Genomic DNA, 23,411 nt, shown 5'->3' on the forward strand with positions numbered 1-23,411 from the left:
CTATGGGAAAATTTACAAAAGAAGAAGCATTAATACTTGATAAGAGTATAGAGCAAATAGAATCACAAATCTTATCGGGTTACGAGGAAAACGCAGACAAAGATAGAATGCTCTATGCATCCTGTCTAAATGATGAAGAAAAAGAGGAGCTTACCAAAAGACAAATCAAAAAGCAACAAAAGAAACTTGCAAAATGTCCGTCTAATATAGCGGGTTATATTACTGCATTTATAAATCCGAATAGCTATGACACCAAAGATGAAAATTTAGACCAATATAGAAAGCGTATTATTAGGAATTATGTGGCTTCTACCTTCGTTGAAGTTTGCGAAAACCTATTAGAAAATAAGTTCAATACAATTGCAGAAATAGAAGCGGAAGAAGAATCATTTTGGGAATTACTTATTGACTCTCAGTATTACGGAGTTGACGATGATAGCATAAGAGATTTTATTAAGTATATGATTGTAGCAGATAGGCTAAAAGGTTACAAATCTATCTTTGAATCTATTGATGCAGAACGTGCTTTAGAGGAATATAATAAGCTTATTGAAGATGATGATAATGAAATCTATAAACTGCTTGATAATGTTAGAGCAAAAGACCATACAGGACTACAATTATTCAATATCGTAAAAGAACAAACCAATTTAGAACCAGCATCACTTAAGTATTTCTTTAAAGATGTAGAAATCTATTTATTTTCAGAAAAGGACGATTATGAATCTAACTTTAGTCCAGAAGAAGTGGATGAAGCTATACAGGAACTAAAAGACAAAGGATATTCTGAAGAAGATTTATTGCGTTTAGGTTATATCACTAAGCGTAAATCATTAGGCATTTTGAATGAAAAAGAAGGAGATATAATCACTTCTATTAATAAAGAAAGATTACTCTTTCCGTTTGAGTTTTATTCTATCTACGAAATGCAGAGAATAATAAAAACAGAATTAGCTAAACACGAAAAGCAACCAACAAATGAAGAAAGCAACAACCTAAGCAATGAACGACTAAAAGTAAATCTTTCAGTACCGCAACTTGCGTTACTATTCAAAATGATTAATGATTTAAAACCTTCGGTTTTAAACGTCTCTACAGAGGCTGAATTATTACGATTTATCTCTGCCAATTTCCAAACAAAAAATTCAAGTGTTGAGAATGGTATAAGTGAGAACAAACTCAGAATATTATTTAATCAACCAGATGATAAAGCAATTGATTTTTGGGAGAAACACCTAAGAACAATGTTAGCCGAAATTAAAAAAATGAAATAATTTATTTTCCATAAACCCAATGATAGCAAGGGTTTTAGGTGGGGTTATATAACCCTATGTAACTGTTTTAGCGTTACTCTTTAACGCAGATTTGCACCATAATAATTTGTTTAACACTTAAAAACAGCAGTTATGGAAGCAATCATTTTATCCAAAGACCAATACCAAGAACTTATAGGGCGTATTGACGAAATCAAATCCACTATTACAGATACATCTAAAAAACCAGAAGATGTATTTTTAGACAATGCAGACTTCTTACAGCTTATGAATATAAGCAAGCGTACCGCTCAAACGTGGCGTGATGAAGGTAAAATATCATTCTCTCAAATAGGGAATAAAATATATTACCGTATGTCAGACGTACAAACGCTTTTGAATAAGAACTATAATAAGGCATTCAAAAAGGCACGCTAATAACTTCGGTTTTTAGCGTTTTTCTTTTTGAGGTTCTTATGCTTATGCATAGCCTACTTTGTACGATACCATTAAATCAAAAACGGTTATAGATAACCTACCTAAAGTCTTTTTTGCAAACAAGTTGCAAAATGTAGATTGGGCAGGTTTCTTATGGCGTCCTATTCAGAACAAAAAGGCAAATGTTATAGGCTTCCAAAGTGAGTTGCAAAATATTCATCTAAAATTATACGGTAGCGAATTACAAATTGAGAACTCATTACAAAAGTTCTTTATGGGCAACAACTATCAAGATTTCACTTTTACACAGGTTTTGACTGCGCTTGACACGCTCAATAATCATCTTCCTGTAGATATTTATAAAACCTCACTTTCAAGGGCAGATGTTGGTGTAGTTATTAATCACGATACCATACAAGAAACAGATAGGTGGATAGATTATAAAAGCACTTTGCCTATTCCTATGATAAAAGGGAATGTTATTTATGGTAAAGAAATAAGAAAAACCAATTACAAATTTAAAGCCTATAACAAGACGTTTGAAGCTAAAAAGACCGCAGATGTAAAACTGGAAGAACAGTTGATGCGTGTAGAATTAAAAGGCAATAACCGATACTTTAATAATCGTGCTAATCCTTTAGGAATCCATACGGTACAAGATTTAATAGACCCTATTAAATACAATCTACTTGCAAATGAATTGCTCAATTTTTATGCAAGCATAAATAAAAAAACCAATCTTGATTTTTCTAATTGGTCAGCTAAAGAAACACGTCTATACGGTTATATGAATTATGCCGATTCTGCACAAGCAATGAAATTACATCACAAAGACACTCATAAAAAAGAACGTGGTCAGTATTTAAAATTGCTATCTAAATATAAAGATGCTGAACAAGAAAAAAAAGTATTCAATAAGCTAAAAGCGAAAGTAGATTTCTCGATAAGAAATTGAGCCTGTTTTAAGACGTGTAGTATAGTCTAAAACAGGGGTAAAAAGTATAAGTGTATTTATATAAAACTTTCGCAAAAGCGTAACAACCAATCTTACAAACCTCTACAACCCTTATCAATCTTACAATTCAATAGTATAATAGCATATTTTGTATATAAATATAACGCAATACGGTGTGTTTATAAGCAGATAGGTGTATATTTAGAGTGTCTAAAAGATAAGATTATGAACAGAATAAAAGAAGTTCTGGAAGATAAAGGGATTAAGCAAGTGTGGCTTGCAGAGCGATTAGGCAAGAGTTTTAATACAGTGAATGGTTATGTGCAAAATCGCACACAACCAAGCTTAGAAACCTTATATGAGATTGCTTCAATCTTAAATATAGATGCAAAAGAATTATTAGTTACTAAAAAATAAATTTGAACAAATGCCAACTTTAAATTGGATTGGAAAAGAAAAGGTAGTAAGCCATCATCAAGATGTGCCTTTTCGTGTTTTTCAACATAAATATAACTTTTCATCGTTGAAAGGCCAAGGATCGAAAGAGAATGGTCTAAATAAAATAATACACGGAGATAACCTTGAAGCTTTAAAGAGTCTATTACCAGAATTTGAAGGTAAAATTAAATGTATTTATATAGATCCACCTTACAACACAGGTAATGAAAAATGGGTCTATAATGATAATGTAAATCATCCTAAAATTAAGAAATGGATAGGAGAAGTTGTCGGTAAAGATAATGATGATTTTACACGTCACGACAAGTGGTTGTGTATGATGTATCCAAGATTAAAATTATTACAAAAATTATTATCAGAAGATGGCGGTATTTTCATAAGCATAGGTAAAGATGAATTTGCTTATTTGAAGGTGCTTTGCGATACAATTTTTGGAAGAAAGAATTTTAGAGAATGTTTTATATGGTATAATGAAGGAAATACTGAAAATCAAGAGGACATTACCCTAATTCACGAATATGTGCTTTTTTATGCTAAAGATATTAATAGTCTAAGTTTTCAAAAAGTTGTCGATCCAAACATTCCTGAAGAATCCAAAATTCGTAGAAATTTTGTTGAAAACTCTTTAGTTAAAAATGGTTATAAAAATCCACCTTCTGAAATTTTGTTACCAAAAGGATTTCCTTGTGAAGTCGAAAATATAAAATTTGATAAAACTGATAATTACAAGGAACTTTTGTCGGAAATAGAAACAATAGGATTTATTGATAGGTCATTCTCTAAAAAGCACAAGGCAAAGTATCCTTTGAAAAAGGATAATTTAATTATAGAGGAATATAGATTAAAAAATGAAGCAGTTGTTTATACTGGCTGGTCAGCAGCTAATAAGCTAAAAAAATTCATAGATAATAATTGTGAGCCATACTCTGAAGATGAAGCAATGTTATCATTTTATTTATCAAAGAATGGTGTTATTTACTATAGGAAAGAAGGTAGAGCAAGCCATTTTGTTCCTTCTGTTTTAAGAAATATGGGGACTACTGAAAGAAATAAGTATATGCTTGAAGATATGGATATTAAATTTGATTTTCCCAAACCAGTTGAACTGGTTAGTTTTTTAATTAGTTCAATTACAGGAAAAGATGATTACGTTTTAGATTCTTTTGCGGGTTCAGGCACTACATCTCACGCAGTTTTGAATTTAAATAATGATGATGGTGGTAATAGAAAATTTATTTTAATCGAACTTGAGGAATATGCTGAAAAGTTAACTGCAAAGAGGACTAAAGCGGTTATTAGTGGTTATTCTGGAAAAAAAGGAATTATAGAAGGTGTTAAATCAGATTTTGACTTCTACGAATTAGGTCAACCAATCTTTAAGGACAACGAAAATCTAAATGAAGAAGTAGGAGAAGATAAGATTAGAAACTACATCTATTACACTGAGACAAAGCAACCTTTAATAAGGCCACAATCTAAAGATGCAAAATACCTATTAGATAATTATCAAGATACGGGCTACTATTTCTATTATGAAAAGGACAGCTTAACAACCTTAGATAATAATAGTTTAGGCATCATTTCAGAGTTACAAGAGCAGTACATTATTTATGCAGACATCTGTTTATTAGATGAACAATATATGCTCAATAAAAACATCATATTCAAAAAGATACCAAGAGATATAAAACGTTTCTAAGAATGGAATTAAAAAAATACCAACAAGAGGTAATTAATGACCTCACACAATTTATAGAACAGCTGGATGATACCAGGCATCTTAGTAATGCGTTTTCTGCCTTTTGGGAAAGTAAAGGAATATCATTACAAACTTTAGAGGATAATTTTCTAAGACCTTATGATAATTCTATAAAAGGAGTGCCAAGAGTTACAGTAAAAGTACCAACAGCAGGTGGTAAAACATTTATAGCTTGTAATGCGTTGAAACCTATCTTCGATAGCTTTCCTTTAGATAAACCGCAAGTAGTAGTTTGGTTTGTACCTTCAGATACAATTCTAAAACAGACCTATAAAAACCTAAATGATACTTCGCATCCTTATAGGCAAAAGATTGATGCACATTTTAATGGCAACGTAAAAGTCTATGATAAGGAGGCATTATTATTTGGTCAAGGGTTTAATCCTGTAGAGGTAAAAGAGCAATTAAGCATATTAGTATTAAGTGTTCAATCCTTTGTAGAAACAGTTAGAAAAGGCTTACCAAGAGCGTATAGAGAGAATGAAAACTTAGCAGAATTTTCATCTCATTTCAGAGACTTAAAAGCAAACCTCGATAATGTAGATGATACTGCATTAATTCAAGTAATCGCATATCTTAATCCTGTTATTGTAATAGATGAAAGCCACAATTTTGAAGCAGATTTAAGGGTAGATATGTTAAACAATATCAATCCAAGTTTCATTTTTGATTTAACCGCTACACCAAGAAACAAGAGTAACATCATAAGTTTTGTAGATGCTATTAAGTTGAAGAAAAACAATATGGTAAAACTACCTGTTATTGTCTATAATCATCAAGACACTACAGAGGTATTAAGTAGTGCTATACAAATGCAAAAGACTTTAGAAGCTAAAGCAAAAGTACAAGAAGCTAATGGTGGTAAGTATATTAGACCTATTGTATTATTCCAAGCACAACCAAAAACAAGTGATGATAACGTCACTTTTGACAAGATTAAGGATAGTTTAATTGAGATAGGTATTCCAGAAAATCAAATCAAGATTAAGACGGCCAATAAAGACGAGATTAAGAAAATAGACTTAATGAGTCGTGATTGTGAAGTACGTTACATTATTACAGTAAATGCTTTAAAAGAAGGTTGGGATTGTCCTTTCGCTTATGTTTTAGCATCCTTAGCAAACAAATCTTCTTCAGTTGATGTAGAGCAGATTTTAGGTAGAGTATTACGCTTACCTTATGTAACTAAACATCAAGAGGATTTATTGAATTACTCGTATGTATTTACATCTTCCAATAACTTCTTAAACACCTTAGATAAGATAATCTTAGGACTAAATAAATCAGGTTTTAGTGCTAAGGATTACAGAGTAAAAGAACAGCAAATTGAATCTAAAATCGATACCACAACTGGTAAAGGTAGTTTTGAAGATTTATTCGGAAAACAGAAAGAACAACCAACACCTACAACTACTGCTAATGATGAAGATGAAGTAGAAATAAAAGTAGACGATGTAAAAGAGCTTACCGGTTCAGAAAAAGGAACAAGCCAATTAGAAGACATTTTAAAACTCGCAGGAGATACCAATGCAGAGTTTGAGAAGAAAATGCAAGAATTGGATAAAGATGATAATTTAATACCAACCGAATTGAAAGAAAAGATAAAATCATTCCCAATTAAAGAGGTTTTTAAAGAAGATGCAGAAAAAGAAATGATACCAACATTTCATATTAAAACAGCACCTTCACTTATTGAGCCTGATAATTTGATACCACTTACTAAAAATCTATTGTTAGAAGGCTTTGAATTAGATAAGCAGGATAGTAATATAGATTTAACTCGTACAGCTTCAAAAATGGCAAGTATAGACCTTGCAGAAGGCAGAAAGGATGAATATGTACCAGAGTATAAGTACGTAGATAATCACGTAAAAGAAGCTTTTTCAGAATACCTAACAACTCTTACACCAGAGCAAAAAATAAATCAAATTGCAGGTCGTATTACTAAAATCATAAAGAAGATAGACCAAATACCAGAACCTCAAATTGTAGCTTATGTCAAAAAGATAATTGGCGATTTAAACAGTGATAAGATTGCTGAAATCACTAATAATGAACCTTTCTATGCTAAGCTGATAAAAAATAGAATTACAGAATTGTCTAATCAACATATGGAAAAACAATTTGATATTCTATTAGATAAAGGAACAGTAGTATGTCAACCATCATTTACGTTTTCTAAAAAGATTAGTCCAAAAAACACACTAAAAGGAATTACTAAAAACCTTTACATCGAGGAGGGCGAAATGAATGATTTTGAAAAGCAAGTCATTAATGAGGTGGCAAACCTTGATAGTGTAGTGTATTGGCATAGAAATTTAGAACGTGGTAAAGGCTTGTTGATAAACGGTTTTGTTAATCATTATCCAGATTTCATTGTAAAAATGAAGAATGGTAAGACTATATTGATTGAAACTAAAGGAGAACACCTTGATGGCTCAGATAGTCAACAGAAATTACGCTTAGGCGAAAAATGGGCAAGTAAAGCTGGAGATAATTATCGCTACTTTATGGTATTCAAAAGTGATAGGTTAGACGGAGCAAGAACTGTAGCAGAGTTGATAGACATTTTAAAGGATATGAAATAAGGCTATAACTTAGCTTTTAGATTACATTATGGATAGCAAAATAGTATTACACCTTTCAGATAATATTTACACTAATTTTTCTGGTATTAAACGGTTATTTGATTTTTATAAAACAGCTTCAGATTATTATAATGAAACTATATACATAGATTTTTATCATCTCAATTGGTTTGATGCCAATTTAAGTGCGTTATTTGGAAGCATTTTAGCAAAGCTTACTAAAGAAAATAACTTAAAATTCTCTACTGATTTAAAGTACTTAGAAGAGCATTTTGATGTGTTATATAGAAACGGTTTTCTTCGGTCAGATTCAGTAGTAAGTGATGAACAACAATCTACAGTGTCTTTTAAAAGTTTTTCTATTGACGATAAAGATGGTTTTATAAACTATGTAGAAAATGATTTACTCACTCATAGAGGTATGCCAAATTTGACGGAGGACGAAAAGGACAACATTATAGATTCCTTAATTGAGGTATTTTGTAACATCCAAATTCATTCTAAAACTGATGAGCCTTTTTACGTTTGTGGTCAATATTATCCAAAGCAAGGTGTTTTAACATTTTCTATGGTGGATTTAGGTGTTGGTTTTCTTCCTGCGATTAAAAACAAAACAAAGGGCGTTGTTAATAATGACTACGATGCTATTAAATGGGCACTTGAAAAGAAAAACACTACTAAAGTAGGTAGACCAGGAGGTTTAGGTTTATTCGATTTAAATACATACTTTGGTAAAACCAATGGAGACTTGCAAATTATTACAGGAGATACATTTTGGAGTTTAGAATTAGAGAACGCAGTAATGAAAAAGTTCCATTTTCCCAACCCATATGTAGGTTCAATATTAAATTTGTTTTTCAAATACAAATAAAGTATATTTGCAGTCACGTTATACGTGTTCTAAAATTTATCATTATATATGAATATCAATGTTTTAGATATTATTAAGTCAGAATTTGCTACCAATCTTACAGACGGTAGTGTTCTTTTTGAAGCTATCAAATCATATAAACCTTCTGAGATTACCATATCTTTTAATGGTATTCGACGCATTTCTACTTTGTTTTTAAATGAGTGTATTGGTCAGTATGCAATGAATAATCCTGAGACAATTAACGACCTTAAATTTGAATACCCTGCTGATAAAGAAAATTTTAGTCTCAAGGTAGAAGATGTAATTGAAAATGCATTATTGGGAGATGAGTACGACACCTTTGTTGATAACGCTCTTCTTTCAATGTAGTACTCTATGTCTTATTCTTATTCTAAGGCATCAAGTCATTCTATAAAAAATCAAGAAAAGTATTTTTTAGACGCAAATATCTGGTTAAAGGTGTTAGCGCCTAAAAATAAGTTGACATACAAGGACAAAGGTTATCTCTCATTTTTCGAAAAGTTGGTTAACAATACCAAAGTGCGCATTATCGTTCCGGCTTTAGTGATTTCGGAGGTTATTAATAGAATAATAAGAGAAGTTCACTACAAAAAACATCTTATAGCGGAGGCAAAAAAGACACCTGGTTTTACTGAGCCAGATGGGTATTACAAGAATGTTTTCAGAAATACAGAAGACTACAGGATAGCATACAATTTAATTTGTGATGATATTAAGAGTTATAGTACTTCAATAGATTTAGTTAACGATGAGTTTGGTACTACTTTTAAATTTAAGCACGTAATGTCTAACCCACCAACAAGTCTTGATTTTAACGATTACTACTATTATAACCTATGTAAAAAGAAAGGTTATATTTTAGTTACCGATGATAAAGATTTTTGGGTTAAAGATGTTCAAGTAGTGACTATGAGTGAAACTCTTCTCAACAAGCATATTGCCACATTGATTCCAAAAAGCCCCACACAATAAAATCCAGTTTATTGCTAAGGCAATAAGCCTCTGTATTTTATTGTGTTCCGCTCGCCACCGCCTTGTTGTTTTTATGTCACGGTAATTGTACCACAGCTATAATAGCACATTACTTTTTCTTCGTACCTCAAAAAAGTAAAGAGCTATTGCCAACGCTCAAACAATTACAGCGCCACAAAAACAACCCTAAGCTATATTTACATAATAGAAGTTATAGTAGCAAACGGCGCTTTAATAGGTTTGCTACGCAGTGATAATGCATTTTGTAGCTATAACTGCTATTATGTAAAATATCCGCTCAGCCAACGCGCACATCCGTACTCATCAATTAAAGCACTTAACTCATTCGAACTGCACAAAACCATCACTAAGTCCAAGTATTCCTTAGCTCAAGTCTTTGTTTGTCTCATTTCGTTAAGCACATTAATTGTCCACTTTTCCCCACCACCCAAGAAATAGGATATAAAAAAATAGGTCTATAAAGTGTAGTCATACGCCATAGCACATTACTTTTTATCGTACCTCAAAAAAGCAATACGCTATCGTCTATAAGTCCTGTAAGAGTAGCTTATTTAAATGCTGTTTTATCAAACAACTATTTAAAACGCTACACTTACAAACGCACCACCCAATGCTCAATTCGGAATAGACCTATTTTTTTAAGTGTTAATTCCCCAGAAAAGCGGAACATCAAGGAAACTTAACAGGATTTTTGAGAATATACTCAGTAGCCATTCTTTCAATATCACTTGTAGTATTTACTTTGTTTTCCAATACCCACGCATCAATATCTTTTTTATCGAAATAAAGCCTTTTACCACGTTTTGCGTGCGGTATCTCTTTAGTACTTGTCATTTTGTATAAAGCCGATACAGATAGGTCTAAATAAGCTGAAACTTGCTTTATGTTCATAATTGGTGTCGTGGCAATTCCTGTTTCATTGATATTACTTGCTCTGTAAATATTGTCAAGTAATGCTTCAATACGTTTTAATCTTTCATTGATAATTTCAAAAGGGTTTTCCATAGTCTTCGATTTAAATTCAAGCTTCAAAAAATAATAAAAAAGAAATCAAAGATATTTGGCTTCCTTCGCCCACCGCACAATGCCGAAAAGGTCAAGCCCTACGGGTTTTGGATAAAACTTTTTCTAATATACTATTGAGTATAATTTGATACATTTTGCTAAGAAAAACTTTTACCCAAAAACCTTGTCGCCATTACCCACGCCACAATTCTATTTTGCTTTCTTTTTTTTCATTTTTTCTTTTAAAAATATATAGGGGCAAAGTAATAGAGGGCAACCAAAGGCAATCGCAACGAGAAGATGTAAAAGCCTTGCAGAAGATTTTATATTTGCTTAAAGGTCAAAACCAAAATATTGTTATGTCCGAATTAAGTCCGTACCAGGTTCGAATAAGTAATTTTTAAATCTACATATGTTATGGGCAAAATCTCTCAAGGAATTTTAGGAGGACTATCTGGTAAAGTTGGAAACATTATCGGTGGTAATTGGAAAGGTATTGATTACATCAGAATCAAGCCTTCAAGTGTTGCGAATCCAAGAACGGAAGGGCAAGTAAATCAAAGAACCAAATTTTCAAGCGTGTTGGAATTTCTTCAACCGAATAAAGCTTTTTTAAAGGTCGGTTACAAGAATTTCGCTAATAAGAGGACGGAATTTAACTCTGCGATGTCTTATTTGCTAAATAATGCCATTACCGGTACAGCACCCAATTTTACGGTTGACTATACTAACGCTCTTTTAAGTAGAGGAAGTCTCTCAGGCGTTTTAAATGGCGTTACAGACCTATCAAATGCGGGGCAAGTTGATTTTAGTTGGGGAGATAACTCAGCGGAAGGAAATGCAAATGCAACAGATAAAGCAATGGTGTTGGTTTACAACCCATCAAAAAAGGAATCCATCTATCTACTTGATGGGGCAGTTAGAACAGCTGGAGCACAGACAGTAACAATACCAAACACATACGCAGGAGACACAGTAGAGCTATTTATGGCTTTTGTTTCGGCAGATGGTAGTCAAGTATCAAATAGTATCTATTTAGGCTCTGGTACGGCAAGTTAAAAACTACTAAATAGACATAAGAAAACCACTCTCAATAGGAGTGGTTTTTTGTTTTAGCACAGTATTTTACAAGGGTATGATATAAGGTTTAAAAAGTTGTACCTATGTTGTACCTTTTTTGTTATACCATTTGTAAAGTCAATAATAACAAGATGTACGGAGTGTTATTTGCATAATACGTTGTTGTAACACGTTTTTATTCCTTTATGATACTACAATTAAATCGATTATAAGCCCAATAACAAATAATCCAATTAATAAAAAATATCCATTTTTAATTTTACTTTTCTTTAAAAATACTGACAAGCCAATCAAAGTTCCTATTAAACCCATTAAAATAAAAAGAACGAGTGTCCAATTTGGATACATAAAGTAAAACAAAATATTTGTGTAATGATATAGATATAATAATTCTCCAAAATGCCATACCCAAAATAGAGAAGCTATTATTTGGATTATTCCGTTTATAGTCGAGTTGTTTAGGAACTTAATCATATTAGCTTTCCAATTCTCTGAATTTCGGCTCTCATATTTGATTCAGAGTTTTTGACAATCGAGTAGCTTTCTGCTACAATTTCAAAGCAAGTATCGTGAAAGAAAAAAATGAAATGCTCATATTTCTCAAATTGTTCATCTTTATGATATGGATGAACTGAATTCATTTTAGTCAATTCCTTAATCCATTGAGAATCGATTACTTTTTGAATTGAATAAGGTTCAAGTCCTAAATCATACAGTGGATGTCCTTCCATTGCTTCGTCATTCGGACTTCCAAATTTGAATTGAGCAAATCGGTCGAATTTTACAGTTACTATTCCGTCATCATTTTCAGTTCGCATATGAACAGTTGTTCCGTCCCAATTTGGGTCAACATTGCTTATATAAAAAATTAGATAAAGGTTATGTTCATTCGATAATATTGTTGGCATTGGTGCACCAACATCTATATCAAATTTTTCTTTTATCTGTTCAATTTTCATTAGTATCTTAAATGTGTTACAACAGGCCACTACATAAAGCGAGTGCGGTATACTTCGACAAGCTCAGCACAAGCTTTGCTGGTTAGCTTTACTTTGTGTTCTTGATTTGTTTGGACTAAATATACAATGAATTTTGGATTTTTGCGCCGCGCATAGAGCTTTCAAACCTGCTTCCGACGAGAGAGGAACGACCGAGAGGAAGGCACAAAGTAGCGGCTGATTGAGTAGGGTGGGAGCTTTAAAATCCTAGCAGATTTGCTTTACAATACATCTCTGCCATTTATGCGTGTAATGTGGAGCAATACCCTTTCGCGAAAGCGGAATTAAATAAGTTACACTTCAAAGTGAAGAAAAAATCATCCCAGGGTGCTAGACTTTTGTGCATTTAAATCATCTTGTGATGAAATAACAAATGATGACAAAACAGATCCAAACCGCCCGTTTTGTAAATGCTATATCTCTCCAAAATTTGAAAAGCTCAGAAAGAAATATCAATCTGAGCTTTCTAAAAAATTAGCGATGTCTTTGCACATCTATTTTAATGGGTTTCATCTGGATAAGGTTAATGCGATGTAAAAAACGCATTATAAGATAGGTTACATCTATCTCATACCAACGCACCCCTCCAAAGTTAGGTCTAGACCCAAACTTGTGATGATTGTTATGATATCCTTCTCCCATCATCAAGAAGTCAAAGCGAAAGAGGTTCTTAGAAGTATCCTTAGTTTTAAAGTTTCGGTAACCTGAAATATGACCAAACCAGTTAATAATCACACCGTGTATAGGGGCCATAGCTAGTACTACTGGTAAAAATAGCCATTGCCACCAGGCGGTTGCAAATACAGCAAAGAAAGTAATATACAACACTCCCCAAAGCACTCTAGAGAAACGAGAGCTGGCAAATGCATCAAAACGTTTCCATTGTGGGACGTTCTTTTTAAACTTTGCATCTACTTCAACTCGGTCGTTATTAATGTCTTGATAAATGTTTTTTGTTTTCCACATCATAGCAAATGGGTTTTCATCATAGCTAGGGGAGTGTGGGTCCTTATCTGTATCTGTATAGGCGTGATGCATTCTATGCATAATACCATAGCCATAGGCACTCAGGTAGCTGGGGCCTTGAAAAATCCAAGTTAGTACGAAAGTTATTTTTTCGGCTGTTTTTGACATTGTAAATGTCTGGTGTGCCGCATATCTATGTAGAAAAAATGACTGAAAAAACAGGCCACTATACCACATTACGATTACAAAGAGGAGAATAAGCATTTCTTTTTTATGCAAAGGTACTCTCGTGAGCAAACTCGCACAATGAACCTACATTAACTAATGCGCTTGCGTATACGGCTAAGTGCTTGAGGCGTTACACCTATGTAAGAGCTTATGTACTTGAGAGATATCTCCTTGAGAAGTTGTGGGCGCTCTTTAAAAATACTGAGGTAACGCTCTTCTGCCGTTTGATCAAGAAGCGATTGTAGCCTTTTTGACTTAGTAATAAATAGATTTTCGGCAGTGAGTCTACCTATAAGGTTGCCTATGGCTGTTTTATTGTAAATTTCTTGAAGATCGTTATAAGAGATACTAAGCATACTTGTATTAGAGAGTGCTTGTACGGCGTGCTCAGAAGGTTTTTGAAGCAAGAATGAGTCATAAGCACTTACAAACTGATTTTCAAAACAAAAGCCAAAGGTGATTTCCTTTTCTGTCTTTGGTTTAGGTATAAACAGTCTAACTGTACCAGAGGTGATAAATGAAATATAATTTTCTACCACACCAGCTTTGTGTATGATGTCCTTTTTCTTAAAAGTACGCTCTTTTAGCTTTGAACTAAAGAGCTCCCAATCACTGTCTGAAACGGGTGAAAATTTATTTATATAATTACGTATCTCTGTCAATGCTTTACAAATTTGCTTTACAAAGATACTACTCAGCAACCTCTTTAAAATCGTTATCTAAAGATGTTTTACTATTGTTTTATTATAGCTAAGTTCGTACGGCCTTTAAAAACGGGTAATAATTGCAATCATTATGAAAAAAGAAATCTACTTAATTATACTGGCTTTTTTCTCTATTTACGTCTTTTGGGGCTCTACTTATCTATGGAACAAAATTGTGGTAAGTGAGGCTCCTGCCTTTATGCTTGCTGGTTTACGCTTTACCACGGCAGGCCTTCTTATCTTTTTTATAGCAAAAATCACAGGCAAGTCACTTAAGATTACTCCTAAGCAATTACGCAATTCTGTACTGGCAGGATTCTTTTTTTTAGTCTATGGTAATGGTGTATTTGTATGGGCACTTAACTATGTAGATAGCGGTTTTGCCGCATTGCTTGCTGCACTACAACCGTTATCCATACTTCTATTGATGAGAATTACTCAGAAAAAGGGTCTAAAACCTAAATCTATTGTAGGTGTTGTACTCGGTCTCATAGGGATGTATTTACTAGTATCACAACGTGAGATTGCAATGCAAGAAGGAGCTGCTCTCGGTATAGGGATGATTTTTACCTGTATTTTGAGCTGGAGCATAGGGAGCCTCTTTGTGGCTAAAGCAGATCTTCCTAAAAACTTTTTTATAACAACGGGTTACCAAATGGTAAGCGCCGGTATACTTTTATGGACAGCAAGCTTTGTGATTAATGAACCTTGGAGCTTTCCAAACTCCTGGAGTACACGTGCACAAATCTCTATGGTGTGTCTCGTAATTTTTGGAGGGATTGCCGCCTTTACATCTTTTAATTATCTTCTTAAAAAGGTATCTACAGAGAAGGTTGCTACCTCTGCTTATGTAAATCCAGTGGTTGCATTATTTTTAGGGTGGTATTTTCTTGATGAGCAGGTCACCTTACAATCTATGATTGCTGCCGTAGTACTTCTAAGCGGTGTTTATTTTATAAACAGTGTGAAGAAAAATGACAAAACAACCCTAAGAAAGCCCTGGCGTAGAGGTAGAGGCTAGCGTTTAAGGTACTTGTAAGGCATAAAAAAAGTCCCGAGTTATATCGGGACTTTTTTATGTCGCTATGTTTAATTATACAAAGGTGGTCTCACCTTTATCTAGTGCTTCTTTTGCGTCTACAATAGTAGCATCTTCTATATCATCTGTATGAGTGGCTCTGCGGTTTGTAGTTTGATCAGCCTTTGAGAGTTCTTTGTCAAGGGCATTTTTTAAACTCGTGAGCTTTTCAGACACTTGCTCTTCTACATCATTATATGTTTCCTTAAGCGTGTCTCCAGCTCTTTTTGCCTTGTCTTTAAGCGCGGCTTTCTCTTCTGGTGATAATTTATTGTACTTATATAAACCTAGGGCACCCGCAGCTACTGCAAGTAATCCTAGTATTCCTTTTGTGTTATTGTTCATAGTATAGCTTGTTTTTAGGTTGCTTACTAAATATAAGTTATCTGTATTGAAATACCTCCGGCTACCACGATATTAGTATTTTATTAATACACTTTTAGTAAAATCACTCACTGTTTTAAGATATACTGTTTATGGTGGATATGAGTACGCTTTCGCGAAAGCGTATCAAAAAAACTACTAGGCAACAGCCTCTGTCATTGCATAATAATGCAAGATGTTTTTATAAAACGAAATGTTTTCTTCTGTCTCACGTATACAAGACTTTAAAAACTTCTCAAGGCTGTTATACGTAATTTCTACCTCGGCACCTCGTTCTAGCATATCTATACCTAGTAAAACTGTTCCTTTTTCTATATCAAGCACCACCGATGAAGCGTTAAAGTGATTCTTTATAATGGCCGTGTGCAACTGCTTAAAGTTTGCTCTGCGCTTAAAGCGAAAATCTGTAGAGTACTCTATAAGATTATTGAGACTTCTTACAATGTTGTTGTTTGATTGGATCATAGCGTTTGGTTTTTTTCTTTGAACATCATAAAAATAAAATCTAAAGTGTTAATAAAAATCTAATAGTCAGCATTTTATAAATTGTTTAACTTTTGCACTACTACGCTATAGGGTATACTATGCTGGTATAAGTAATACGTAAGAGATTTATGGTTTGGATCTCAAGAGCAAGCCTTTTTTTAAGAAGTTTTCTTTTACATAAGGTTCTAATTAAACCATTAATTAGGCGTACTTTCGCGCACTGATAAAAGCCCTGATTATGAAGCGTATAAATGAATACAAAAAACTCTTTGGAGTTGAGAAAGAAATAGATCTTAAAATGCTCAAAAAGAGCTATAGAAATCTTGTAAAAGAGTGGCATCCAGATAAGTTTCAAGCTGGAGACCCAAAACAAGAGGAGGCAGAGATACAAAGCCGTCGCATCATAGATGGTTACCACTTTCTAGTAAGTATGGCGCCAGAGACTAAGGAGGCAAATCTTGAAGCATATACAGAAACCATTACAAATGCGGCCATTGCAGATTACCAGCATAAAGGTTTACTACTTGAGGTAACTTTTACAGATGGTACTACTTACGAGTACTTTGGGGTGACAAAAAAGACGTATATTAAAATGATTAATGCAGGTAATCTTAACCGTTTTGCAAAACGTAGTATTTACCCTAAGCATAATTACCGTAAGTCAAAAAGACACTTACAAGAAGCATAATTAAGGCAATATCAAGTTTACAGATTACAAAGCGCCAGCATATATGACAAGTACATTTACCGCTCTAGGAGTAACAAACGGAATACAAGAAGCTCTAGCTACGCTAGATATTGTACAACCTACAGATATACAACAGCAGGCCATCCCGGCGTTGCTCACATCAAAAAAGGATGTAGTTGCACTAGCGCAAACAGGTACTGGTAAAACGCTAGCCTTTGGGGTTCCTTTATTGCAACTTATAGATCGTACTAATCCTACGGTGCAGGCTGTTATACTGGTCCCTACACGAGAACTAGGACAACAGATATACTCAAACATTGTAGCCTATGCGGCACAATTACCAGAAGTATCGGCAGCGGTGTTTTATGGAGGGATACCTGTAAAAGAAAATATAGAACGTCTTAAAGAACCTGCTCAGATTGTAATTGCAACGCCTGGACGTCTTATAGACTTAATGGAGCGTAAGGCAATAAACATCTCTCAAGCCAATTATCTTGTGCTAGATGAGGCAGATGAGATGGTAAGCGCTCTTAAAGATAGTATAGATGTCATTGTAGAGACAATGCCTAATAATAGGCGTACCTTCTTATTTTCGGCAACGATGCCTGGTACGGTTAAACAACTTGTGCAAAATTATCTGTCTAAAAATCCGCTAGAGATTACTGCAGAGCGAGCAAACCTTGCTAGTCACAAAATCACACACGATTATGTAGTGGTGGAGCCTATTGAGAAGCTAGATGTATTAATGCATTTCTTAAACTCAAAAATAGGGGAGCGTGGTATTATCTTCTGTAAGACCAAGGCAGCTGTAAATAAACTTGCAAAAAACCTGGCTATTAATAAATTTTCTTCTGGGGCATTACACGGTAGCTTGAGCCAGGCGATACGTGATCGTATGATGGGACAGTTTAGAGAAGGTCATATAGACATACTCGTAGCGACAGATCTTGCCGCACGTGGTATAGATGTAAAAGAAATCTCTTATGTGGTTAACTACCACTTACCAGAGTTTTACGATATGTATGTACATAGAACGGGACGTACTGCCAGAGCAGGAAAAACAGGCTATGCGCTTACTGTTTTACAACAAGAAGAGGTTGCAGAAATACCAGAATTTGAAGAAGAGCTGGGAATCACTTTTTCCGCTTTCGCGAAAGCGTCACCTCAAGAAATCGCAGATAATAATCTCATACTCTGGGCTCGTAAAATCTTTAAAACAAAGCCTAATCGTGAGCTCTCACCAGAGCTAAGAGACAAAGTACACAAGGTTTTTCACCACCTTACTAAGGAAGAACTTATAGATAAACTACTCGCAAGGCAGACCTCTTAAAACTGTAAGTCTGCCTTAAATTCTATTGCTTCAGAGATGGCTCTGTTCTTTACTTCATTATTATAAGTAATACCCCAGCGCGTACGATCTATTTTAAAATGAGCTTTAAAGGATCTTGCTTGACCATCTATGATTGCATAAAACTTTATATTTTTTGTAACCTCTTTAATAGTAAGGTCTGCAAAGACTTCGTGTGTATTAGTATCTTCAAAATATCTAATAGAAGTAATGGTTAGACTCGCCTCTGGGTATTTTTCTATATAGAAGAAGTCTTCATCTTTGAGATGCGTCACAGGACCTCTGTTATGTAAATGGTCTTCATTAGTAATAGACGTCATATCTATCGTAAAAGAACCACCTATCACATTATCATTTATACTGTTGAGATAACCATCTTTAAAGTATACCTCGCCATTGTGTTCACTTACGTTAAAAACGTATGACCCCTTCCAGTGCAAGATGCTTTTACCCGTGTCGAGATTGTGAGTTTCTGGTGCGACAACTTGGGAGTGTATTTGAGAAGTTACTACTAAAATAATGAGTGTGCTTATGAGCTTATACATAGGTTTAATATTTTGGAAGTAAAACTAGAAGCACACCGCTACAAAAGTGTCAAAAGAATGTAAAAGAACTGTCAACGGTTGTAAAATCTCGATTTTTTGGCGGTTCTTTGTGATAAGATGAATAAAACGCGACTCTTATTAGTATGTCTTTTTGTAATGTGTGCAAGCATATCTTGGTTATTACCTCAAGCCGATATGCCGGCTACTATGCGTGAAGAACGCAGTAAGATTGTTATACGCGAAGTGGGTAACCAGCTATTACTTGCACAACGAGACACTATATCTCGCATACTACCTGTGCGTCAACTTGAGAGCGACATTTACGTACTTGCTTTCTCTAGTGATTTATCCTTCTTACCAGAACAGCTTGTAGCCATCGCTAGTGAGCAATTTATTAGAGCTCAGTTTCCTAAAAATTATATTATCGAAGTTTATCAGTGCTATGATAATGAGGTAGCTTATAGTTTTGAAATCAATAAAACCATTGAAAATACGATTGTTCCCTGCTCTGGCCGCAAGTTGCCATTAGATTGTTATACAATCAAAATTCAATTTATAGAAGAAAATATTGCCCCTTCTCAAACATCTTATTCAAAGATGGGACTACTATTTATAGCAGGTGGTGCCTTATTATTTTTAGGATTCCGCTTTCGCGAAAGCAAAAAAGAAACCATTTCAATTTCTAAAAAAGGAGTGAGCCTAGGTAGTTTTAATTTCTACCCAGAAGAGCATAAGCTTATGAGAGATAACGATGAACTTGTTTTATCAAAAAAAGAATGTGAATTACTAACCCTATTTGCTCAAAAACCTAATGAGATAATTAAACGGGAAGAGTTATCAAAAAAGGTCTGGGAAGATAATGGAGTGATTGTGGGTAGAAGTCTAGACACTTATGTATCAAAACTTAGAAAAAAACTGCAAACAGACCCTTCTATAAGGCTAACAAACATACACGGAGTTGGGTATAAACTAGAGATAAGGTAGTATATAAAAGCAATTTTTCATTTTCAAATTTACTGCAGATAAATAATTATAGCCTTGTTATTATTACTTAGCTTTGGCTATGACATTAAAACAAAGCCTTTTACTAGTAAGTCTTATCTTAACTAGTAACCTATTTGCTCAAGAAAAGCAACCTTCAGATATATTTTGGGAAACACTCACAAGTCATTGCGGTAAAGCTTACAAGGGTCATCTTGCTTTACCAGAAAATGATGAAGCCTTTGGCGGTAAAGAGCTCGTAATGCACGTGCGCTCTTGCTCAGATAACGAGATAAAGGTTCCTTTCTTTGTAGGAGAAGATAGATCGCGTACTTGGGTCTTTACAAAGAAGGATGGTATTATCACTTTAAAACACGATCATCGCCACGAGGACGGTAGTGAAGATGCCGTAACTCAATATGGAGGTACAGCAAGTAATATGGGGAAGGGAGATATTCAATTCTTTCCTGCAGATCCACATACACAACAACTTATACCTGCCGCAGCAACAAACGTCTGGTGGGTAACTCTAGATGACACCACCTTTACATATAACTTAAGAAGACTAGGCCGTGATAGTGTCTTTAAAGTAGTGATGGACATCACAAAGCCTATTGCCACACCAGAAGCGCCTTGGGGCTGGAAAGATTAAATAATAACGAGATTACAACAAACACAACCAACTATGAAAAAACTATGGTATCTCTCAATGATTGCTGCTAGCTTTATAGCCTGTGAGCAGTCTGAGCAAAAAAACGAAACACACCCTGAGGTAGTCTTTGACGGAATATCTGAACAAATTGCTCCAGGTGATGATTTTTATAATCACGTAAATAAAACTTGGTATGATAATGCTATCATTGCAGATGATCAAGTAGGAGTAGGGGCATATCGCTTTCTCAACATACCACAACAAGAGCTTCTTAAAAATATACTCGAAGAGGTTTCTGAGCAATCACACGACAAGGGTAGTGTTGAGCAACTAGTGGGAGATTTTTATGCTTCCGGTATGGATACACTCAGTATTGATAAGCGTGGTATCACGCCTATACAAGCACTGCTAGAAAAGATAGATGGTACTTCTACTACAGAGGAGCTGATGGATGTGGTAGCAAATCAAATCAAAAAAGGTGATTATTCCTTTCTAGCACCTTACATCTCACCAGATCAAAAAAACAGCAAGCTTAACATCTTGCATTTAGCTCAAACGGGATTAGGTCTACCAGATCGTGATTACTACTTTAATGAAGATCCTTCATCTGTAGCCATACAAGATGCGTATAAAACGTATTTAACTACACTTTTTGAATTAGTAGGTGACACAGAGGCAACTAAAAACGCTGCAATAGTCTACGCCATAGAAAAAGAACTTGCAGATTCTCATAAAACAAGAATACAGCGTCGCGTTATAAAAGATAATTACAACAAAGTCTCGGTAGTAGATCTAGATAATGGACATAATCAAATAGACTGGAAACATATTTTTACAACGCTAGGTACAGATATAGACTCATTAAATGTGAGACAGCCGGCATACTATGATAAAGTAAATGACGTACTTGCGAGTACTTCTCTCAAAGATTTAAAGCTTTATGTAAAAGCAAAGTCTTTAAGTAACCACGATAATATATTAAGTACTCCTTTTCAAGATGCCTCTTTTGCATATACTAAGGTGATCTCTGGACAAAGCGAGCAACAGTCACGTACTAAACGTATGGTGCGCAATGTAGATAGACAAATAGGATTTGCCTTAGGCCAGCTGTATGTAAAGCGATATTTTAATGAAGAAGCAAAGGAAAGAGCACTTGACCTGGTGAACAATTTTCAGAAATCACTCGAGCAACGTATAGAGAACCTTGAGTGGATGAGTGATAGTACAAAGGTAAAAGCCAAGGAGAAACTCTTTGCTATCAATAAAAAAATTGGCTATCCAGATGTATGGAGAACTTACGACGTAGAGATAAACAGAGATCAGTTTTTTGAGAATGTAGTTGCCTTACTTAATGACAGTTACCAGCACGAACTTAAACAACTTAATAAAGCACCTAACCGTGATGAATGGGGTACTACACCGTCTACAGTTACCGCTTATTACAACCCATCACTTAACGAGATAGTTTTTCCTGCAGGAATATTACAGGCGCCATACTTTGACCTATATGCAGACGATGCTGTAAACTATGGTGGTATAGGGATGGTAATAGGTCACGAGTTTACACACGCTTTTGATGACCAAGGAGCCCAATATGACAAAGAAGGAAATGTCAAAAACTGGTGGACAGAAGAAGATTACACCAAGTTTAAAGCAAAAACACAGCAAATTATAGAGCAGTACGACAGCTTTACTGTTCTTGACAGCGTGCACCTTAAAGGAGCACTTACTGTAGGAGAAAACACGGCAGATAATGGCGGAATCTCTATCGCTTATGATGCATTTAAAAGAACAAAACAAGGTCAAGACACTACAAAAATAGGAGGTTTTACTCCAGACCAGCGCTTCTTTTTATCTGTAGCACGTATCTGGCGTGTCAAGACAAGAGATGAGTATTTAAGAAATTATGTAGCTACAGATCCACACTCACCACCTATCTGGCGTGTAAATGGACCACTTATGAACTTCACTCCATTTTATGAAGCTTTTGATGTAAAAGAGGGGCAAAAAAACTTTAAAACACCAGAAGAAAGAATTAAAATCTGGTAATACGATTTACAAGAGATTTGTATTTACGATATTTGCCACGTAAAAAATTAAAAATAGTGATGAGGAAGAAGAGATTACAATCACTAGGACTTAATTAAAACAACCAAAATAAAATTAAGATATAATGATTAAAGCATTTTTTAATAGACTCTTCGGGTCTACTAAAGCATCGATACGAAAAGAAGGAAAGGTAAAATTTTTCAATACAAAAAAAGGATTTGGATTTATTGCCATAGACAATTCTGACGAGGAGGTTTTTGTACATACTACAAACGTAACTGGAAGATTGAGAGAGAATGACAAAGTTACATTTGAAGTAGAAGACGGAGAAAAAGGACCTAGCGCTGTAAATGTAAAGCGAGTAAAAAAGTAATATTCGTTTTATAAGATCTGTATAATTAACTCCATAAGCACAATAGTGTTTATGGAGTTTTTTTTTACGCTTTCGCGAAAGCGTACTTATACGTTTTAATAGTAAATAGAAAAAGGCGGTCTACTTGATGTAAACCGCCTTTATCTAAGTTATATACATCTTTTATTCTTCTTCGCCAGTAAGGGAGTCTGCCATTGCCAGCTCTTCGTTTTCACTGTTATCTGCAGGAACAGAATCTTTTACTCTTGTAAACTCTTCCAGACGCTCTAGATCTCCTTCTTCACCAGAAAAGTATGGAAAGACATCTTCTATAGGCGACTCAGCAATGGCCGGTATGGTGTATTCACCCATAGTATCCTTCATAGTAGAAACGGTGTTATTGTAGGCTTCCCCTTTTTAGGACACCTTAAAATTCGATAAATAATTATTATTTAGATCAGGTTTGATGAAGAATTTAAATTCTTCATCAAACCTGGGCATATATTCTTTAGGAGATATGTTACCTA

The 23,411-nt window shown here is 34.4% G+C and carries 24 protein-coding genes and 1 pseudogene; 17 read left to right on the plus strand and 8 right to left on the minus strand.

Features of this window, described 5'->3' with window-relative positions; all coding sequences use genetic code 11:
• Window positions 1-2 precede the first annotated feature (2 nt).
• The 9 genes from ACFO5T_RS13785 (at window position 3) to ACFO5T_RS13825 (ending at window position 9,319) form a co-directional block, all read left to right on the plus strand.
• Complete coding sequence (locus tag ACFO5T_RS13785) at window positions 3-1,274, plus strand: hypothetical protein (RefSeq protein ID WP_380035498.1); 1,272 nt, start codon at window positions 3-5, stop codon at window positions 1,272-1,274.
• 132 nt (window positions 1,275-1,406) lie between these two features.
• A complete protein-coding gene (locus ACFO5T_RS13790; RefSeq protein ID WP_179346431.1) occupies window positions 1,407-1,691 on the plus strand; it encodes a helix-turn-helix domain-containing protein in 285 nt (94 codons plus the stop codon).
• A 58-nt stretch (window positions 1,692-1,749) separates the two neighbouring features.
• Window positions 1,750-2,646 (plus strand): hypothetical protein, encoded by an 897-nt coding sequence (locus ACFO5T_RS13795; protein WP_380035502.1) that lies wholly within the window; start codon window positions 1,750-1,752, stop codon window positions 2,644-2,646.
• A gap of 225 nt (window positions 2,647-2,871) precedes the next feature.
• A complete protein-coding gene (locus tag ACFO5T_RS13800) occupies window positions 2,872-3,063 on the plus strand; it encodes a helix-turn-helix domain-containing protein (protein ID WP_380035505.1) in 192 nt (63 codons plus the stop codon).
• A gap of 10 nt (window positions 3,064-3,073) precedes the next feature.
• The gene (locus ACFO5T_RS13805; RefSeq protein ID WP_380035508.1) at window positions 3,074-4,804 is read left to right on the plus strand and encodes a site-specific DNA-methyltransferase; all 1,731 of its coding nucleotides are present in this window, start codon (window positions 3,074-3,076) and stop codon (window positions 4,802-4,804) included.
• A gap of 2 nt (window positions 4,805-4,806) precedes the next feature.
• Window positions 4,807-7,452 (plus strand): DEAD/DEAH box helicase, encoded by a 2,646-nt coding sequence (locus ACFO5T_RS13810; RefSeq protein ID WP_380035511.1) that lies wholly within the window; start codon window positions 4,807-4,809, stop codon window positions 7,450-7,452.
• Window positions 7,453-7,480: 28 nt separating this feature from the next.
• Window positions 7,481-8,323 (plus strand): hypothetical protein, encoded by an 843-nt coding sequence (locus ACFO5T_RS13815; protein WP_380035514.1) that lies wholly within the window; start codon window positions 7,481-7,483, stop codon window positions 8,321-8,323.
• A gap of 48 nt (window positions 8,324-8,371) precedes the next feature.
• On the plus strand, window positions 8,372-8,695 hold the full coding sequence (locus ACFO5T_RS13820) for an STAS-like domain-containing protein (protein ID WP_380035517.1): 324 nt from the start codon (window positions 8,372-8,374) through the stop codon (window positions 8,693-8,695).
• Between the two features lie 6 nt (window positions 8,696-8,701).
• Complete coding sequence (locus tag ACFO5T_RS13825; protein WP_380035520.1) at window positions 8,702-9,319, plus strand: hypothetical protein; 618 nt, start codon at window positions 8,702-8,704, stop codon at window positions 9,317-9,319.
• 690 nt (window positions 9,320-10,009) lie between these two features.
• Here the strand turns inward: ACFO5T_RS13825 and ACFO5T_RS13830 are convergent.
• On the minus strand, window positions 10,010-10,345 hold the full coding sequence (locus ACFO5T_RS13830; protein WP_380035523.1) for a helix-turn-helix domain-containing protein: 336 nt from the start codon (window positions 10,343-10,345) through the stop codon (window positions 10,010-10,012).
• 417 nt (window positions 10,346-10,762) lie between these two features.
• On the opposite strand from ACFO5T_RS13830, the gene ACFO5T_RS13835 reads away from it, so the two are divergent.
• Complete coding sequence (locus tag ACFO5T_RS13835) at window positions 10,763-11,404, plus strand: DUF6266 family protein (RefSeq protein ID WP_380035526.1); 642 nt, start codon at window positions 10,763-10,765, stop codon at window positions 11,402-11,404.
• A gap of 491 nt (window positions 11,405-11,895) precedes the next feature.
• On the opposite strand, the gene ACFO5T_RS13840 is transcribed toward ACFO5T_RS13835, so the two are convergent.
• The 3 genes from ACFO5T_RS13840 to ACFO5T_RS13850 form a co-directional block, all read right to left on the minus strand.
• Window positions 11,896-12,384, minus strand: coding sequence for a hypothetical protein (locus ACFO5T_RS13840; protein ID WP_380035529.1), 489 nt, complete (start codon window positions 12,382-12,384; stop codon window positions 11,896-11,898).
• A 513-nt stretch (window positions 12,385-12,897) separates the two neighbouring features.
• Window positions 12,898-13,653, minus strand: a complete 756-nt coding sequence (locus ACFO5T_RS13845) for an acyl-CoA desaturase (RefSeq protein ID WP_375253565.1) — start codon at window positions 13,651-13,653, stop codon at window positions 12,898-12,900.
• A gap of 53 nt (window positions 13,654-13,706) precedes the next feature.
• On the minus strand, window positions 13,707-14,279 hold the full coding sequence (locus ACFO5T_RS13850) for a Crp/Fnr family transcriptional regulator (protein WP_038600752.1): 573 nt from the start codon (window positions 14,277-14,279) through the stop codon (window positions 13,707-13,709).
• A 133-nt stretch (window positions 14,280-14,412) separates the two neighbouring features.
• Here ACFO5T_RS13850 and ACFO5T_RS13855 point away from each other — a divergent pair, with 133 nt between their 5' ends.
• Window positions 14,413-15,342: an EamA family transporter gene (locus tag ACFO5T_RS13855; RefSeq protein WP_380035533.1), complete on the plus strand. Its 930-nt coding sequence runs from the start codon at window positions 14,413-14,415 to the stop codon at window positions 15,340-15,342.
• Window positions 15,343-15,414: 72 nt separating this feature from the next.
• Here the strand turns inward: ACFO5T_RS13855 and ACFO5T_RS13860 are convergent, their stop codons facing one another.
• Window positions 15,415-15,744: a hypothetical protein gene (locus ACFO5T_RS13860; RefSeq protein WP_375253564.1), complete on the minus strand. Its 330-nt coding sequence runs from the start codon at window positions 15,742-15,744 to the stop codon at window positions 15,415-15,417.
• 177 nt (window positions 15,745-15,921) lie between these two features.
• A complete protein-coding gene (locus ACFO5T_RS13865; protein WP_380035536.1) occupies window positions 15,922-16,248 on the minus strand; it encodes a hypothetical protein in 327 nt (108 codons plus the stop codon).
• Window positions 16,249-16,507: 259 nt separating this feature from the next.
• Between ACFO5T_RS13865 and ACFO5T_RS13870 the strand changes: the two genes are divergently transcribed.
• Complete coding sequence (locus tag ACFO5T_RS13870) at window positions 16,508-16,957, plus strand: KTSC domain-containing protein (RefSeq protein WP_035324769.1); 450 nt, start codon at window positions 16,508-16,510, stop codon at window positions 16,955-16,957.
• A 43-nt stretch (window positions 16,958-17,000) separates the two neighbouring features.
• Entirely contained in the window at window positions 17,001-18,287 is a 1,287-nt protein-coding gene (locus ACFO5T_RS13875; protein WP_380035539.1) for a DEAD/DEAH box helicase, read from the plus strand.
• Here the strand turns inward: ACFO5T_RS13875 and ACFO5T_RS13880 are convergent.
• On the minus strand, window positions 18,284-18,850 hold the full coding sequence (locus ACFO5T_RS13880) for a YceI family protein (RefSeq protein ID WP_380035542.1): 567 nt from the start codon (window positions 18,848-18,850) through the stop codon (window positions 18,284-18,286). The genes ACFO5T_RS13875 and ACFO5T_RS13880 overlap by 4 nt on opposite strands.
• A gap of 156 nt (window positions 18,851-19,006) precedes the next feature.
• On the opposite strand from ACFO5T_RS13880, the gene ACFO5T_RS13885 reads away from it, so the two are divergent.
• The 4 genes from ACFO5T_RS13885 (at window position 19,007) to ACFO5T_RS13900 (ending at window position 22,905) form a co-directional block, all read left to right on the plus strand.
• Window positions 19,007-19,834 (plus strand): winged helix-turn-helix domain-containing protein, encoded by an 828-nt coding sequence (locus ACFO5T_RS13885; RefSeq protein WP_380035545.1) that lies wholly within the window; start codon window positions 19,007-19,009, stop codon window positions 19,832-19,834.
• 79 nt (window positions 19,835-19,913) lie between these two features.
• Window positions 19,914-20,483, plus strand: a complete 570-nt coding sequence (locus ACFO5T_RS13890) for a hypothetical protein (protein ID WP_380035548.1) — start codon at window positions 19,914-19,916, stop codon at window positions 20,481-20,483.
• A 33-nt stretch (window positions 20,484-20,516) separates the two neighbouring features.
• Window positions 20,517-22,532 carry a M13 family metallopeptidase gene (locus tag ACFO5T_RS13895; protein WP_380035551.1) on the plus strand — a complete coding sequence of 672 codons (2,016 nt, stop codon included), beginning with the start codon at window positions 20,517-20,519 and terminating at the stop codon, window positions 22,530-22,532.
• 124 nt (window positions 22,533-22,656) lie between these two features.
• Window positions 22,657-22,905, plus strand: coding sequence for a cold-shock protein (locus tag ACFO5T_RS13900; RefSeq protein ID WP_021779133.1), 249 nt, complete (start codon window positions 22,657-22,659; stop codon window positions 22,903-22,905).
• 162 nt (window positions 22,906-23,067) lie between these two features.
• Here the strand turns inward: ACFO5T_RS13900 and ACFO5T_RS13905 are convergent.
• Window positions 23,068-23,295: pseudogene (locus tag ACFO5T_RS13905) on the minus strand (hypothetical protein); the annotation flags it as partial.
• Window positions 23,296-23,411 lie beyond the last annotated feature (116 nt).

Origin of the sequence: Dokdonia genika (assembly GCF_042652845.1) — a bacterium.
Taxonomy (GTDB): Bacteria; Bacteroidota; Bacteroidia; order Flavobacteriales; family Flavobacteriaceae; genus Dokdonia; species Dokdonia donghaensis.

Excerpts from the sequence above, each read along its gene's own strand:
- ACFO5T_RS13785 (WP_380035498.1), top strand. The coding sequence starts at position 3 with ATGGGAAAATTTACAAAAGAAGAAGCATTAATACTTGATAAGAGTATA.
- ACFO5T_RS13790 (WP_179346431.1), top strand. The coding sequence starts at position 1,407 with ATGGAAGCAATCATTTTATCCAAAGACCAATACCAAGAACTTATAGGG.
- ACFO5T_RS13800 (WP_380035505.1), top strand. The coding sequence starts at position 2,872 with ATGAACAGAATAAAAGAAGTTCTGGAAGATAAAGGGATTAAGCAAGTG.
- ACFO5T_RS13805 (WP_380035508.1), top strand. The coding sequence starts at position 3,074 with ATGCCAACTTTAAATTGGATTGGAAAAGAAAAGGTAGTAAGCCATCAT.
- ACFO5T_RS13810 (WP_380035511.1), top strand. The coding sequence starts at position 4,807 with ATGGAATTAAAAAAATACCAACAAGAGGTAATTAATGACCTCACACAA.
- ACFO5T_RS13815 (WP_380035514.1), top strand. The coding sequence starts at position 7,481 with ATGGATAGCAAAATAGTATTACACCTTTCAGATAATATTTACACTAAT.
- ACFO5T_RS13820 (WP_380035517.1), top strand. The coding sequence starts at position 8,372 with ATGAATATCAATGTTTTAGATATTATTAAGTCAGAATTTGCTACCAAT.
- ACFO5T_RS13825 (WP_380035520.1), top strand. The coding sequence starts at position 8,702 with ATGTCTTATTCTTATTCTAAGGCATCAAGTCATTCTATAAAAAATCAA.
- ACFO5T_RS13830 (WP_380035523.1), bottom strand. The coding sequence starts at position 10,345 with ATGGAAAACCCTTTTGAAATTATCAATGAAAGATTAAAACGTATTGAA.
- ACFO5T_RS13835 (WP_380035526.1), top strand. The coding sequence starts at position 10,763 with ATGGGCAAAATCTCTCAAGGAATTTTAGGAGGACTATCTGGTAAAGTT.
- ACFO5T_RS13840 (WP_380035529.1), bottom strand. The coding sequence starts at position 12,384 with ATGAAAATTGAACAGATAAAAGAAAAATTTGATATAGATGTTGGTGCA.
- ACFO5T_RS13845 (WP_375253565.1), bottom strand. The coding sequence starts at position 13,653 with ATGCTTATTCTCCTCTTTGTAATCGTAATGTGGTATAGTGGCCTGTTT.
- ACFO5T_RS13855 (WP_380035533.1), top strand. The coding sequence starts at position 14,413 with ATGAAAAAAGAAATCTACTTAATTATACTGGCTTTTTTCTCTATTTAC.
- ACFO5T_RS13860 (WP_375253564.1), bottom strand. The coding sequence starts at position 15,744 with ATGAACAATAACACAAAAGGAATACTAGGATTACTTGCAGTAGCTGCG.
- ACFO5T_RS13865 (WP_380035536.1), bottom strand. The coding sequence starts at position 16,248 with ATGATCCAATCAAACAACAACATTGTAAGAAGTCTCAATAATCTTATA.
- ACFO5T_RS13870 (WP_035324769.1), top strand. The coding sequence starts at position 16,508 with ATGAAGCGTATAAATGAATACAAAAAACTCTTTGGAGTTGAGAAAGAA.
- ACFO5T_RS13875 (WP_380035539.1), top strand. The coding sequence starts at position 17,001 with ATGACAAGTACATTTACCGCTCTAGGAGTAACAAACGGAATACAAGAA.
- ACFO5T_RS13880 (WP_380035542.1), bottom strand. The coding sequence starts at position 18,850 with ATGTATAAGCTCATAAGCACACTCATTATTTTAGTAGTAACTTCTCAA.
- ACFO5T_RS13885 (WP_380035545.1), top strand. The coding sequence starts at position 19,007 with ATGTGTGCAAGCATATCTTGGTTATTACCTCAAGCCGATATGCCGGCT.
- ACFO5T_RS13890 (WP_380035548.1), top strand. The coding sequence starts at position 19,914 with ATGACATTAAAACAAAGCCTTTTACTAGTAAGTCTTATCTTAACTAGT.
- ACFO5T_RS13895 (WP_380035551.1), top strand. The coding sequence starts at position 20,517 with ATGAAAAAACTATGGTATCTCTCAATGATTGCTGCTAGCTTTATAGCC.
- ACFO5T_RS13900 (WP_021779133.1), top strand. The coding sequence starts at position 22,657 with ATGATTAAAGCATTTTTTAATAGACTCTTCGGGTCTACTAAAGCATCG.